Origin of the sequence: uncultured Dysgonomonas sp., from assembly GCF_900079725.1 — a bacterium.
Taxonomy (GTDB): Bacteria; Bacteroidota; Bacteroidia; order Bacteroidales; family Dysgonomonadaceae; genus Dysgonomonas.
This window is the reverse complement of sequence record NZ_LT599032.1, coordinates 3,401,389-3,416,470: the sequence shown is the minus strand read 5'-3', so window position 1 is coordinate 3,416,470 and position 15,082 is coordinate 3,401,389. Positions and strand designations below refer to the sequence as shown.

15 protein-coding genes and 1 tRNA gene are annotated in these 15,082 nt (G+C 38.5%); 9 read left to right on the top strand and 7 right to left on the bottom strand.

Translation table 11 applies throughout. The features are described 5' to 3' along the window. Position 1 precedes the first annotated feature (1 nt). On the top strand, positions 2-598 hold the full coding sequence (locus QZL88_RS14405) for a master DNA invertase Mpi family serine-type recombinase (protein ID WP_006801082.1): 597 nt from the start codon (positions 2-4) through the stop codon (positions 596-598). A 45-nt stretch (positions 599-643) separates the two neighbouring features. Here QZL88_RS14405 and mobA read toward each other — a convergent pair whose 3' ends face one another. From mobA to QZL88_RS14370, 7 genes are all read right to left on the bottom strand, one after another. After that, positions 644-1,087, bottom strand: a complete 444-nt coding sequence (mobA, locus tag QZL88_RS14400) for a conjugal transfer protein MobA (protein WP_006801081.1) — start codon at positions 1,085-1,087, stop codon at positions 644-646. 806 nt (positions 1,088-1,893) lie between these two features. Then, entirely contained in the window at positions 1,894-2,394 is a 501-nt protein-coding gene (locus tag QZL88_RS14395; RefSeq protein ID WP_006801080.1) for an ORF6N domain-containing protein, read from the bottom strand. Position 2,395: 1 nt separating this feature from the next. Continuing rightward, complete coding sequence (locus QZL88_RS14390; protein WP_006801079.1) at positions 2,396-2,812, bottom strand: transcriptional regulator; 417 nt, start codon at positions 2,810-2,812, stop codon at positions 2,396-2,398. Between the two features lie 35 nt (positions 2,813-2,847). Beyond that, positions 2,848-4,086: a site-specific integrase gene (locus QZL88_RS14385; RefSeq protein WP_006801078.1), complete on the bottom strand. Its 1,239-nt coding sequence runs from the start codon at positions 4,084-4,086 to the stop codon at positions 2,848-2,850. A gap of 271 nt (positions 4,087-4,357) precedes the next feature. After that, positions 4,358-4,444 (bottom strand) — tRNA-Ser (locus QZL88_RS14380). A gap of 81 nt (positions 4,445-4,525) precedes the next feature. After that, a complete protein-coding gene (locus QZL88_RS14375) occupies positions 4,526-5,533 on the bottom strand; it encodes an aspartate-semialdehyde dehydrogenase (RefSeq protein WP_296942182.1) in 1,008 nt (335 codons plus the stop codon). A 111-nt stretch (positions 5,534-5,644) separates the two neighbouring features. Then, positions 5,645-5,992 carry a helix-turn-helix domain-containing protein gene (locus QZL88_RS14370; protein WP_296942180.1) on the bottom strand — a complete coding sequence of 116 codons (348 nt, stop codon included), beginning with the start codon at positions 5,990-5,992 and terminating at the stop codon, positions 5,645-5,647. 169 nt (positions 5,993-6,161) lie between these two features. Between QZL88_RS14370 and QZL88_RS14365 the strand changes: the two genes are divergently transcribed. The 8 genes from QZL88_RS14365 (at position 6,162) to rhaT (ending at position 15,025) form a co-directional block, all read left to right on the top strand. Further along, positions 6,162-6,566, top strand: a complete 405-nt coding sequence (locus tag QZL88_RS14365) for a GNAT family N-acetyltransferase (RefSeq protein WP_296942178.1) — start codon at positions 6,162-6,164, stop codon at positions 6,564-6,566. Positions 6,567-6,673: 107 nt separating this feature from the next. Next, positions 6,674-7,801 carry an acyltransferase family protein gene (locus tag QZL88_RS14360; protein ID WP_296942176.1) on the top strand — a complete coding sequence of 376 codons (1,128 nt, stop codon included), beginning with the start codon at positions 6,674-6,676 and terminating at the stop codon, positions 7,799-7,801. Positions 7,802-7,837: 36 nt separating this feature from the next. Beyond that, positions 7,838-8,866, top strand: a complete 1,029-nt coding sequence (locus QZL88_RS14355; RefSeq protein WP_296942173.1) for a histidine kinase — start codon at positions 7,838-7,840, stop codon at positions 8,864-8,866. 24 nt (positions 8,867-8,890) lie between these two features. Next, positions 8,891-9,910 carry a histidine kinase gene (locus tag QZL88_RS14350; RefSeq protein WP_296942171.1) on the top strand — a complete coding sequence of 340 codons (1,020 nt, stop codon included), beginning with the start codon at positions 8,891-8,893 and terminating at the stop codon, positions 9,908-9,910. 1 nt (position 9,911) lies between these two features. Beyond that, on the top strand, positions 9,912-10,619 hold the full coding sequence (locus QZL88_RS14345) for a LytTR family DNA-binding domain-containing protein (protein ID WP_296942169.1): 708 nt from the start codon (positions 9,912-9,914) through the stop codon (positions 10,617-10,619). A gap of 469 nt (positions 10,620-11,088) precedes the next feature. After that, on the top strand, positions 11,089-12,567 hold the full coding sequence (locus QZL88_RS14340) for a rhamnulokinase family protein (RefSeq protein WP_296942167.1): 1,479 nt from the start codon (positions 11,089-11,091) through the stop codon (positions 12,565-12,567). 93 nt (positions 12,568-12,660) lie between these two features. Next, on the top strand, positions 12,661-13,917 hold the full coding sequence (locus QZL88_RS14335; RefSeq protein ID WP_296942165.1) for an L-rhamnose isomerase: 1,257 nt from the start codon (positions 12,661-12,663) through the stop codon (positions 13,915-13,917). A gap of 73 nt (positions 13,918-13,990) precedes the next feature. After that, on the top strand, positions 13,991-15,025 hold the full coding sequence (rhaT, locus tag QZL88_RS14330) for an L-rhamnose/proton symporter RhaT (protein WP_296942163.1): 1,035 nt from the start codon (positions 13,991-13,993) through the stop codon (positions 15,023-15,025). The last annotated feature ends 57 nt before the right edge of the window (positions 15,026-15,082 follow it).

The window sequence follows — 15,082 nt, the reverse complement described above, 5'->3', positions numbered from 1 at the left end:
GATGATTTATGGATACATTCGTGTAAGCACAGACAGGCAAACAGTCGAAAACCAGCGTTTTGAAATCAACCAATTTTGTGAGAAAAATGTAATGGTAATTGACAAATGGATCGAAGAAACAATTTCCGGAGCAAAAAGTGTACAGGACAGGAAGTTGGGTAAGCTATTAAAGAGAATGAGAAAAGATGATATTCTTATATGCTCCGAATTGTCTCGACTCGGTAGAAATCTTCTTATGATTATGGGTGTTCTTAATGAATGTATGAACCGTGATATTCAGGTTTGGACAATCAAAGATAATTACCGCTTGGGAAGTGATATTAATTCTAAAGTTCTAGCCTTTGCTTTTGGTCTCTCAGCCGAAATTGAACGTAACCTTATATCCCAACGTACCAAAGAGGCATTAGCTCGAAAACGTGCTGAAGGTGTTATCCTTGGTCGTCCCAAAGGAAGTAAATCAAAAGTGAAAAAATTGACAGGAAAGGAAATTGAGATAAAAAATCTATTAGATAAGAAAGTTTCCAAAAGTGCCATCAGCCGTATTCTCGGCGTTCATCGCTTAACTGTTAGTGCATTTCTCAAGGATAACCAACTATAAAGACTTTTTTTAATTGAATAATAATACCTAAATTGAAAATGCTATTTACTTCTGTAACCACATATATCCATACTTTTTCTCAAATTCCTCAGTTAATTCCATAATTTTTTTCTGAAGAACAACCATTTCGATGGTTTGTTTTTCCAGTTTATAAAGAAAAGCCAAGGCCTTTTTCTCGGAAAAATTCGACTTTAGGGCTTTGACTATTTGGTTATAGTTCGTACCAACTATTCTAAATTGTCCGAAGAAAGTAGTTAACCTCATGTAATAATCTTGTACAGCTTTGTCGATTTTCACAACCTTTATTGGCTTATTAAATATGCAAGAAGTAATAAAATGAGCCTTAACACTCATACATGACTTGTCATATAAAGCGAGAAAACGTGCGTTGTCAACGTTATTCAAATAGATAACATAACGATGTATTGCAGGATCATTCTTCGGATTCCGCCCTCCTTTTCTTCTTTCAGAAAGATTATTTGTTTTCATAACTACATAAAGATTTAATAAATAAAAATTACGACTTCGGAGTGATTTTCTCTCCCTGAAAGGGCAAGGGTTTTGAAGCACGGAAATTTATTTCAAGTGCTTCAAAACATACCTTGCTGTATTCTGACGAATACCAAAATCCATCCTCCGATGGATTGCCTTAAAGTTTATTTGAGAGATTATCATTACACGACAAAGGTAGCGTCTGTTAATTGAAAGGTTATGATGAGGTTTTCAGACAAATGGTGACAGCAGATGTCATTGGATGACAGTTAATTTTCTTGGCTATCCTGACATCCCTTTTTGTGAATTCATAACTGGATTTATTCATTAAAATATTCACTAATTATTGATGTATTTACTTCAGCTATGAAGTATGTAGTGAATAAGTTAGCTCTTGACTGATACCCAACCAATAAATACTGACTTCATGGCTTCATGAATGAATGACTTCACTAAGTCATGAGGTCAAGACATAACTCATCAAGAAAGGAACAAATAAATTACAGGTTGAATATTATAGTTCAGTAATGGGTGAGTGGCTGAATGAAGTATATATCTACAACTTCATTGAATATTATTTCTTTTTTCAACTGATAAACACCTTCCCTGTGAAAAGAATAAAATAGACCATATTTTTGAGGGAATACTACCCAACGGGTGGAGATTGCCGATAAAACCTGAAAGGCTTGATATTGGCGTTTTATTCTTGAAATAGACCTTTGTTATCAGATGATAAAAAGTGACGGCATAAAAAAGGGTAAAAGAATACTTTTACCCCATTAATTAAGTCGAAACTATAATGTCTATTCATCTCTTACATAACCAACCCTTTTCCTTGATTTTGTATCTTGTCCCTTCTGACTGGCTAATTCTGTTAATGCTTGGTAAATATCATTGAATTGCAGATTCGTTTCTAACATGAAGTTTTCTAATTTTTGATTTAGCTCAGCATACCCCAAAGCATATTGACGAAGCATAATAAAAGCTCTGACTATTTGGATATTAACAGAAATTGCTTTCTGACTATTTAATAATCCTGCTAACATTGCAATTCCATGTTCTGTAAAAGCATAAGGTAGCTTTCTTGTTCCTCCCCAACTTGATGTTCCATTTTGGAATATCAAGTCAAATTCTTTATTATTCAATTGGAACATAAAATCTTCGGGAAAACGATCAAGATTCCGTTTTACAGCCTTATTCAAGTTGCTAGTTGTTACTTCATATAGTTCAGCTAAATCCTTATCAAGGATAACTTTATATCCCCTTATTTCATATATTCGATTCTGTATTACTTCTAATTCCATATTAATTCAATGTTTTAAGTGAATGTTGTTTTGTACTTGTATTGAATATCACAATAACTTCATGGCTTTTCTGTTTTTGACGATATTCCTGAAAAGCATTCAAGACCCATTTTCGAAAACAGTTGGTATAAAGTGATTGAATATGAAAACTCAAAAATATAATTGTTTCAAGGTTGTAATATGTACGAATATACTCTCCGCCATCTTTCGTATATCTATATTCTTTCGTAACATCACTTTCTCTCAATAAATTATACTTGAAAATATTTTTGAGATGTTTACTTATTGTTGGGGAATATACCCCAAACAAATTAGCAATCTCGTTTACTGTCATCCAAACTGTACCATCAACGATTTTCACTTCAATGGTCGGTTTGTTGGTATCTATATCTGTGAATTTTATATATCCTGTTTCCATATGATTATTTTTGATGGTTTTATATTCCTCTATATTTATTTAGCTTTTGATAATTGAATATTATTGGCTTTCAATTTGGTCGAAAGTGTGTTCATTTCGTTACTTATCAGGTTTTCGGTAACTCGCGCATAAATTTGAGTTGTACGAATATTCGTGTGCCCTAGCATTTTAGACACAGCTTCAATAGAAACACCTTTAGCTAAAGTGGTTGTACTCGCAAATGTGTGACGTGCTAGGTGGAAGCTTAATCGTTTCTCAATCCCGCACACAGTACCGATTTCTTTCAAGTATGAATTCATCTTTTGATTGCTTAATGTCGGTAATACTTTGTCATCTTGCTTACCTCTATATTTCTCAATTATTGCTAAAGGGACATCAAGTAATGGAACAGTCACGATGGTATCTGTTTTTGCTCGTTTAGTCATAATCCATGGCTTTCCATCTACCCCTATTTTTATATTGTCATAGGTAAGTTTATAAGTATCCACGTAAGCCAAACCAGTCCAACAGGCAAACACAAAAATATCTCGCACTTTTTCAAGCCGTTCTATATCAAATTCCTTATTTTTAATAATCTCTAGTTCTTGGTCAGTCAAATATCCTCTATCAACTTTCTTAAAATGGATTTTATAGTTTGCAAAAGGATTGTGTTGCATCCATCCATTATTCTGAGCGATGAGAATCACTCGTTTAAAGAATTGAATGAACTTTGCTGTTGTATTAGGACTACAGCTTGCTTGTGTTCTCAGATAGACTTCAAAATCGCAGATAAATTGATACTTTATCTCTTTTACATTGATATCAGAAATATTATACTTGAATTTCATAAACTCAGATATCCTTGTATAAGTCACTTTATATTTTTGCAAGGTTGCTTTTGCCTTAGTGATATTTACCAAAGCTTCTATATCTTTTATAAGGTCTCTAAACAAAACGAGCAGCATTGTGTTATCAGTTGATATACCCAGATAAGAATTCTTCAATTTTTCAGCAGTCACATAATTGTCTTTCTCGAATATCTCCCGATACATATTGTGTAAGATAGTACGACAAGCATCAAGGGTTTGATTCACCTCTATAGCTTCTCTCGATTTACTCCTGGCTTTGTGATTCTCCATATCCCAAAGCTCGGCTCTGATGTCTTTGTGGATATTAAAACTTACAGCCTCACCCGCAATAGTTATCCTGCAAAAGATAGGGGTGAACGAATCCTTCCTCATTTTGTCCTTTCTTAGGTAGAAAGTGATAGCAAACGTGCTTTTTGATGTTCTCATAATTCCTCTTTTTAAAGCGTTAAAATTAATTTTAATCTGTTGTTTTTGAGGAAAATAAGCACTGCCAATATTGGACTACAAACTACCAATTTGCGACACGTCAAGGGTGAACGAATAAAATTGCAGGGGTGAACACTTTGGCAACAGATTGTTGTCTCAAAGTGGCTTTTTTATGTCTTTCGGAGGAAAGGTGAAAACATAAAAAAATCCTACAATACGTTGATATTGTAGGATTTATCCAAGCTTTGTCGCTTTTTGTCTTTTCTTAAAGCGGAAGCGGGGGGATTCGAACCCCCGGTACAGTTACCCGTACGTCAGTTTAGCAAACTGGTGGTTTCAGCCACTCACCCACACTTCCTGAAATCGCAAAAAGCATCATTTTGCTCAATTGCGATGCAAATATAATTGTTTGTTTTGATTATACAAACAAGTTTCCTAATTAAATAGCTTTTTCTTTTATCAAATACTCGGCTATCTGTACGGCATTCAGCGCAGCACCTTTCTTTATCTGGTCGGCCACCACCCAGAACGTCAGACCGTTCGGATTGGCAATATCTTCACGGATTCTGCCTACATACACAGGGTCTTTACCTGCAACAAACAAAGGCATTGGATATTCTTTTTCCGAAGGATTGTCCTGTACAACCACACCCTCCGCCTTGGAGAATGCTTCGCGCGCTTCGCTCGGTGATACAGGCCTCTCTGTCTCTACCCAGATAACTTCCGAATGAGAACGTAAGACCGGTACACGGATACATGTTGCACTCACTTCAATATCAGAATGCATTATCTTACGTGTCTCGTTATACATCTTCAATTCTTCTTTGGTATAACCATTATCGGTAAATACATCTATCTGCGGAATCAGATTATATGCCAGCTGGTAAGCAAATTTCTCGACAGTGACATCCGTATTGTATGCTATTTGTTTAAACTGGTTTATCAACTCGTCCATAGCTGCTGCACCTGCTCCCGATGCAGCCTGATATGTAGCTACATGAGCACGTTTGATATGAGAGATCTTCTCTATCACATTCATCGCCACCACCATCTGTATCGTAGAGCAGTTAGGATTAGCAATAATCCCTTTCGGACGCACCTTAGCATCCTCTCCGTTTACCTCAGGTACTACAAGTGGCACATCTTTATCCATGCGGAATGCGCTCGAATTATCTATCATTATTGTACCATGTTTGGTTATAGTAGATGCAAACTCAACAGAGACGCTTCCTCCTGCCGAAACAAAAGCAATATCTATATCTTTGAAATCATCGTTATGCTCCAGTTGTTTGACTGTATACTGTTTATCGCGAAAGGTATAAGTAGTTCCCGCACTTCTGGCAGAACCAAACAATACTAATTCCTCAATAGGAAAGTTACGCTCATCAAGAACTCTAAGAAATTCCTGACCCACAGCACCACTTGTGCCAACAATAGCAATTCTCATTTTTTTATCAGATGAATTATTTATAATAAATAAGGGTACAAAGATAATTAATTAGTTATTAATTATGGGGTTTGATTTCTTAGTTTTTACTATATGAGCATAAAAGCCGGATTATAACAGCTTCGTCCTGAAATTTCGAATTGCCCACTCCGATATCTCTTTTATATATGGAACCATTTCGTGGCCAATGGAAGACAGCTCATATTCAACTCTCGGAGGAACTTCCGGATAAACCGTCCGTGTTATAAATCCGTCCTCTTCCAATGCTCTCAGTGTAGAAGACAGTACCTTCAACGATATACCATCAATACATGTCGACAATTCATTAAAGCGCATAATCCCGTTTTCTGATAATGCCATAATTATCAGTATAGACCATTTATCTCCAAAGCGATCCATAACAATACGGAGCGGACATCTGTCTGTACATAGTTTTTTTTTCGAAAAATCTTTTGCCATAAGTAGTTGATATATAACATTAGTAACCTCAAGGTTACAATAACACCAAAATGTAACTCATTGCAAACAAATACATTATGATATACTTTTGTCCTATCAAAAGTAATATATATTTTTCTGGATCTCACAAACATCTACATGTTTTATTAATTACTTAAACCATAACAATATGAACATCACGTACAAAAACACGAAAGAATTCACTCCTCAGGAACTACAAAATCTCTTCCTCTCAGTAGAATGGTCGTCAGGCAACTACCCTGACAAATTAGCTGTTGCCATGCAAAATTCATCGACTGTATTTTCTGCCTGGGACGAAAATAAACTGATCGGCTTAATCAGTATCATGGATGACTCTATTATGAATGCCTATATCCATTATCTGCTGGTAAATCCTGAGTATCATGCCAAAGGGATCGGCAAAAGACTTGTAACCATGACAACCAATCACTACAAAGAGTATCTCCGCATTATTCTCATCGCTTATGACAAAGAGACGGGATTTTATAAAAATTGCGGATTTGAAGTCGGCGAAAACAAAACCCCTATGTTTATCACTTCTCTGTGGACATAATTTGCCATTAGTCAAGAAAAACCGTCCATTGGTCATATTAATTTGCTCGCATTTGCGCATAGTACTAGTTTTGGATCAAGAATTTAAACTAATAAAACTTCATGGTTATGCGCAGATACGACATCGACAGCCTCAGGGTAATTGCTTTCGGGCTACTTATTTTCTACCACGTAGGGATGTTCTTCGTTCCCTGGTGGTTTCATATCAAAAACCCTATTACCTACGAAGGGCTGACTTACCCTATGCTATTCCTCAACCAATGGCGGCTTCCCCTGCTTTTTGTTATTTCGGGGATGGGCACATATTATGCCCTGACCAGAAGAAGCGGATTCCAATTTACCAAAGAGCGTATAAAAAGGTTGTTTGTTCCTCTGATCGTAGGTATGGTATTCATCATCCCTCCTCAGGTCTATTTCGAGAGACTGGATAAAGGACAATTTGCCGGAAGTTATTTCTTCGATTACTGGCCCCAAGTTGCATTAAACGGGGTATATCCCGAAGGGAATATTTCGTGGCATCATCTCTGGTTTATCCTTTACCTGTTCATATTCTCGATTGTGCTGGTTCCCTTATTCCTGTATCTACAAAAACATCCGGAAACATGGATAATCCGGAAAATCAAAACCATAAGCCTAAAATATGCAGGACTCTACATTTTCACAGTACCTCTTTTTTTATGGCAGATATTACTGGCACCCTATTATCCGCAAACAAACGGACTGATAAACGACTGGTATAATCTGATAAATTACGGCACTCTCTTTTTCTTCGGATATATACTTATATCCCTGAAGGATACATTCTGGACATCAGTCACTCAGAACAGGCAGAAATATCTGGTAAGTGGTATTATATCATTCCCGTTGCTTATGTGCCTATGGTACGTTATAGGTGATTTTGCCGGAAAAGAATACATTACTGCCCTCGTGCGAGTATTCAACAGTTGGTCATGGATTCTTACTTTGTTTGCTTATTCAGCTATATACCTCAACAAACCAAGCAAAATATTATCATATGCCAATGAGGCTGTATATCCATTCTTTATTCTGCATCAAACCGTCATGATGGCTTTATGCTATTATCTGAAAGATATAGATATGGGCTTCTTCCCTAAATTCTCTATCTTGTCAATCGGCACATTCGGTATCTCATGGATTATCTACGAATTCGGGATAAGACGCTATCCGTTGATAAGACCCTTATTTGGCATGAAACCTAAAGCGAAAAATCCATAACTTTGTTGTATATTGCATAATCGATATGTGTAGACGATGAATTCAATTTTACGCCGGATTTTCCCTTTCTTATACGGCATAGTTATGTTTGCTGCTGTAAGGATAATTACCGACATTCCTAAGGATGAAAGTCTGTGGGGAGACCAGCGTAGTACACATATCTTTTCGCAACTCTCTTCCATAATATCCTGTTACCTGTTCGATCTTATCTGCCGCTTTTATTTTAAGAAGAAAGAGAAGCCTGCGCAGAACAGTCTGTCAATCCTCAAAGAATATGGTGTTGTTTGCCTATGCATGTTTATATTTCTCAATGTGCATATGTATATCTGGTCACATCTGGGGTTTGTATTTCTGGGAAACGGGCTGGCAGACTATGTTATAGCAAACGTGATCTACATACCTCTCTTCCTTATTTACTATGCTATAATAAGAAGTGATGTAACATACAAATATCACCGGGAACAGGAGTCACAACTGGAAAAAGTAAAAACAATGCAACTGGAAACCGAACTGAAATTCCTGAAGGCACAGTACCATCCCCACTTTCTGTTCAACGCACTGAATACTGTGTATTTTCAGGTTCACGACGAAAACAATACGGCAAAACAAACCATAGAGCTTCTATCCGACTTGTTACGATATCAATTATATGACAAAAATCAAAAAGTGGATATAAGCCACGAAATCGAATACCTTGATTCGTACATCAGGTTTCAGCGACTGCGAATGAGCGACAGGCTGGTGTTGAAATACTATTTCGACCCGTTGTTAAGCACTCAGAAGATACATCCCCTACTCTTCCAGCCGCTTTTGGAAAATGCATTCAAGTATGTCGGGGGAGAATACCGGATATCTATCGATTTACTGCTATCCGATAATAAGATATCTCTTACTGTAAAAAACTCCGTAGCTTCTATCACTGTACCAAACAATAGACAGAGAGAAGGAATCGGCATAGAAAACCTTAAAAGAAGGCTTGAAATACTCTATCCCGGCAAATTTAGTCTGGATATAACAAATAAGGATAACATCTTTTCGGTTACGCTGGTTATTATTCCGGATTAACTCTGACAAAATATTAAAAAAGCAATGAACTCTATACTCCGCTGGATATCGCCCTTTTTACTGGCACTTGTCACTACGACAGGAATCCGTCTGATTTCGGACATCTCTACATCCAGCCCCTTCTGGAACAGAGCTGCGACTATCAACTTAAAAGACTTCCTCGTTTCCATTGTTAGCTGTTATCTCCTCGATTTTGGTCTCAGGTACCACATTAGTCGTAAGAACAGCGATATACAAAAGAGTCGTCAAGCATTCTTAGACTATGTATGGATTGGCCTGTTAATTTTCATTGGTTCAAACATCTCTCTGTTTGTAGCACACTATTTTATCGAGTATCCTAACTATCTTGTCGACTTTATTATTGCCTATGTCGTGGTCGTCCCAATCGGACTATTCTATTATGCTATGATCCGTAATACTCAAATACGTAAGAACTATAACGAGCAGGCTCTTCAACTGGAAAAACTCAGAAACAAACAACTGGAAGCCGAACTCGATTTTCTGAAAGCCCAATACCATCCTCATTTTCTGTTCAACGCGCTAAACACTGTTTATTTTCAAATAGACGAAGAACAAGAAGCCGCCAAAAGAACTACCGAATTACTATCAGACCTGCTTCGCTACCAACTCTATGGCATCAAACATGAAGTAACCATGCAGCAAGAGATAGAATACCTGGAAACATATATCAAATTCCAGCAACTCCGCACAAATGAGCGTTTGGTCATTAAGACCGATTTCGACCCTCAACTGAATACACAGAAGATTCAGCCCCTGCTTTTCCAGCCATTAATAGAAAATGCTTTCAAGTATGTCGGCGGAGAATACTATCTGAATATCAGCCTCAAATCCGAAGGGAATCAAATCATATTCCGGATAGAGAACTCAATACCTCAACCAATGCCCGACAGCAGGAAAGATAGAGGTATAGGTATCAACAACCTGCAAAGAAGGCTCGAACTCTTATATTCTGACAAACATAGTCTCACAACAGAGCAAAAAGACAGCTCTTTCTTTGCCGAATTAATAATTGAAACCAACTAACATGGAAATAAAATGTATCATTACAGACGACGAACCGATAGCCAGAAAAGGTTTGCGCAACTATATAGAGAAAATAGACTTCCTCTCATTAACCGGAGAATGCGAAGATGCCATTCAGCTGAATACAATGCTGAAAACAGCACAACCCGACCTGTTGTTTCTCGACATAGAGATGCCTCATATATCGGGGCTCGAATTACTATCCAGTATTCACAATCCGCCTAAAGTAATTATTATCTCAGCCTACGAACAGTATGCGCTCAAAGGCTACGAACTGGATGTGATCGATTATCTCTTAAAGCCCGTATCTTTCGAACGTTTCCTGAAAGCAGTGAATAAAGTACACGATTTGCTGGAGAAAGAGATGAAAAATACCGGAGAGAAATATGTCTTTGTCAAAAGTGATAAACAACTGAAGAAAATTCTACTGAGAGAAATTCTGTTTATAGAAAGCATGGAGAATTATATAACTATATATACTACATCTTCTAAAGAAATTGTTTACACGACCCTCAAACATATGCTGGATTCCCTACCCGGCGAAAACTTCTTACAGGTTCACAGGTCTTATATCGCAAACATCGAGCACATAAAGTCCATCGAAGGGAATCTGCTGAATATTGGCACTCACAAAATACCTGTCGCTCGCAACCTAAGAGATAAGGTTTTTAATATAATACTGAATAACAGGTTAATTTCGAAACCGTAGAAATAAAAAAGTTACAAAAGTTACACTTTTGCAGATATTTTTCTTTATCTCTTTCCCCTCCCTCTCGTAAGGGAAATCCCTTGTACTTGCCCGCTTTCGATATGAATCTCCATATCCAAAAATGTTAAAACCTGACAGATCTGACAACTTTTACGCACTTTTATTCCTGTCAATTTTTATTTTTACATTTCAGAAGACCACAAAGATACACCACTACATAAATCAAAAACCTGACAAACTTTACACATTTATTCAATTGGCATATTAAATTAAATCTGTCAAAGAACTTCAGATAACCGTCAAAAGCTATCAGCTATACTATAGATAAAGTAATAAGAAAATACTAACAGAATATATCCATTTTTTCTATAAATAAGATTTATCATTTTTTCAAGGTTGTATATCATTTTGTGCAATTCGCAGGATTAGTTAAAACTTAAATTTGTATCATGAAAATTAATCTGAAATCATGAGCAACACGTACAATTTTCTCGCATTCGATATTGGCGCCACCAGTGGGCGCAGCATTATAGGCACATTATGTAACGGCAAAGTAGAGCTGAAAGAACTCACACGCTTTCCGAACAAAATAATACACATCCACGACAAATATTACTGGGATGTATTTGCCCTCTATGAAGCATTGAAGGATGGCATGCGCGCCGCCTCGTCCCAAAATATAAAGGTAGATGCTATCGGCATCGACACATGGGGCATAGACTTCGTATATCTGGGTGACGACGGTTCTGTGTTAGGCACAGCACGTTCATACCGTGATCCTTATACGGTAGGTATACCCGACGAGTATTTCAAAATCATACCCCGCAAGGAAGTATATGAACTGACAGGCATTCAAATTATGAATTTCAATAGCCTGTTCCAGTTATATGCTGCTAAAAGAGAAGGCTCATCCGCGCTAAAAGCTGCCAAGGAAATATTATTCATGCCCGATGCGTTATCCTATCTGCTCACAGGAAAAAAAGTATGTGAGTACACCATTGCATCTACAGCACAGCTGTTAAACCCTACGACGAAAAAGATTGAAAATAAATTACTGGAAGCAATAGATATTAATCCGTCTATCATCCCTCCAATTGTTATGCCGGGACAGATAATCGGTAATCTGAACAGTATTTTAGCACATGAATGCGGAATAACCGATGCGCCTGTCATTGCCATTGCGGGACACGATACAGGCTCGGCTGTGGTATCCGTACCAGCCGAAAATGAAAATTTTGCATACCTGAGTTCCGGCACATGGTCGCTAATGGGTATCGAAGTCAATGACCCTATAGTGACCGAAGAATCATTTGAAATGAACTTCACCAACGAAGGTGGTGTAGACGGCACAGTCCGTTTTCTCAAAAACATAACAGGCATGTGGCTTCTGGAACAATGCCGTAAAGAATGGGAGATCGCCGGCAGGCAATACACTTATCCTGAAATTGTAGCCCTGTCCGGTTCAGTAAACGGATTCCAATCGTTGGTAGACCCTGATCATCCTTCATTTGCCAATCCCGAGTGCATGACAAAGGCGATAGTTGATTTCTGTAAGAAAACGAACCAGAAAGCACCAAAAAGCGATGCGGAATTCATCCGTTGCATCTTCGACAGTCTGGCCCTTAAATATAAATATGTATTGGGTTGCCTGCAAAAGGTAGCGCCTTTCCCAATAGAGAAACTGCATGTGATTGGCGGCGGTTCGCAAAACAAATTACTGAACCAGATGACAGCCAATGCAATCGGTATGCCCGTAGTAGCAGGTCCCGGAGAAGCCACGGCAATAGGCAATATTATGATGCAGGCAAAAGGACTTGGGCTGGTCGGTTCTTTACAGGAGATAAGAGACGTTATCCGCAGCAGTGTGAGCCCCGAAACCTTCTACCCGCAGGATACCGGACAGTGGGATGACAAATATCAATACTTCCTCACCTTATTAGCCCCCTAAATCCCCCTTTGGGGACTTTGGCAAAGCCACGAAGAATCTTGAAACATGAAATTTTGAAATCTTTAAACAATTAAATCTTTAAATAATATAATCATGAAAAAAAATGAACTGGTACAAAAATCGTACGAAATAGCAAAAGAACGTTATGCGGCAATCGGTGTAGATGTAGACGCATCACTCGAAAAACTGCAAAAGATACAAATATCCATCCACTGCTGGCAGGCGGATGATGTTACAGGATTTGAAAATCTGGGTAATCTCGGTGGCGGTGGTATCCAAGCCACAGGAAACTATCCGGGAAAAGCCCGCAATATAGACGAACTGCGTGCCGATATTGAAAAGGTGCAGACTCTGGTAGGCGGTAAACACCGTCTCAACCTGCACGAAATATATGGCGATTTCGGAGGGAAGGTCGTAGACCGTGACGAAGTTGAACCATCCCATTTTACAAGCTGGATGCAATGGGCGAAAGAGAAAGACCTGAAACTGGACTTCAATTCTACATCATTCGGACATCCCAAGAGTGGCGACCTCACTCTGGCCAATCCCGACAAATCTATCCGCGATTTCTGGATCGAGCATACAAAACGTTGCCGTGCCATTTCGGAAGAAATGGGTAAATTCCAGAACGACCCATGTATTATGAATATTTGGGTACACGACGGATCGAAAGATGTAACTGTAAACCGTTATCTGTACCGTTCATTACTGGAAAACTCTTTAGACCAGATATTTGCAAAAGAGTATAAAAATATGAAAGACTGTATAGAGTCTAAATTATTCGGTATCGCTCTCGAGAGTTACACTGTAGGTTCACATGACTTCTACTTAGGATATGGAGCTAAAAAACAGAAGATGGTAACACTGGATATGGGACACTTCCATCTGACAGAGAGTGTAGCCGACAAGATTTCATCTTTACTACTTTTCACTCCTGAAATTATGCTACATGTCAGCCGCGCTGTTCGCTGGGATTCTGACCATGTCGTATTACTTAATGATGAGACTATCGATCTGGCAAAAGAGATTGTACGTGCCGATGCACTGGACAAAGTGCATATCGGACTGGACTTCTTCGATGCTTCTATCAACCGTATCGGCGCTTACGCAATCGGCATTCGCTCTACTCAGAAAGCATTTCTGCAAGGATTGCTCGAACCGATTGCCAAACTTCGCGAGTACGAAGCCAACGGACAATATTTCGAACGTCTTGCGTTGCTCGAAGAGGCTAAGGGTTTGCCTTGGAATGCCGTATGGGATTACTTCTGCCTGAAAAACAATATTGCTGTCGGAGAAGATTATATCGGCGAAATACAGCAATATGAAAAGGACGTAACATCGAAACGTTAAATCAGTAGTAAGTAATGAGTAATAAGTAGTAAGCTACTTTAAACTCATTACTTACTACTTATAACTCATACATATGAATACAATCATAGGGTTAATAATAATTGCAATAGGAAGCCTCGGGCAATCCAGTTCTTATGTACCGATTAATAAAGTCAAAAATTGGTCATGGGAATGCTTTTGGCTTATACAAGGAATTTTTGCTTGGTTGATTTTTCCTTTAATAGGAGCATTATTGGCTGTTCCCTCCGGTTTCTCACTTACCGAACTATTGTTTTCCGGAGGGGACACCATATTGAAGCCAATAGGATATGGTGTTCTCTGGGGAATAGGCGGGCTTACATTCGGTCTTAGTATGCGTTATCTGGGTATTGCACTCGGGCAATCGCTGGCACTGGGTACCTGCTCGGCCTTCGGTACATTGATTCCGGCTCTGCTGAAAGGAGAGAACCTTTTTGAAGGCAACGGGCTTATTCTCCTTATCGGAGTATCCATAGCTATTGCAGGTATCGCTATAATCGGATATGCCGGAGCGTTGAAATCCCGTAATATGTCGGAGGAGGAAAAGAAAAAGGCGGTAAAGGATTTTGCACTGAAAAAAGGTATCCTCATCGCACTTCTGGCTGGGGTAATGAGCGCCTGCTTCAACCTCGGACTGGAAGCAGGGGCACCTCTAAAGGCTAAATTACTAGACGCTGGAGCAAGCACCCTGCTGGCACTCAACCCGGTTATATTACTTGTTACCACCGGTGGCTTCATCACTAATGCAGTCTATTGCCTTTATCAGAATTATAAAAATAAAACGTTCAAAGATTATACATCTATTACAGGGGCTAACTGGGCAAACAACCTTATGTTTTGCGCTTTGGCCGGATTACTTTGGTATTCTCAATTCTTCGGATTGGGTATCGGTCAGAGCTTCTTCGAGCCGGGCAGTGTAATGATGGCATTCTCGTGGAGTATCCTTATGTCGCTGAACGTACTCTTCAGTAACCTGTGGGGCATTATACTAAAAGAGTGGAAAGGTTCGGGACAGAAGACGATTACAATACTGAGTATAGGATTGTTGGTACTGATAATTTCTATTATTCTACCTCAGCTATTAAAGTAAATTATAAATTTGTAACTTAAACTATTAACAACAATGCTATCGGCTAACAGCTAATAG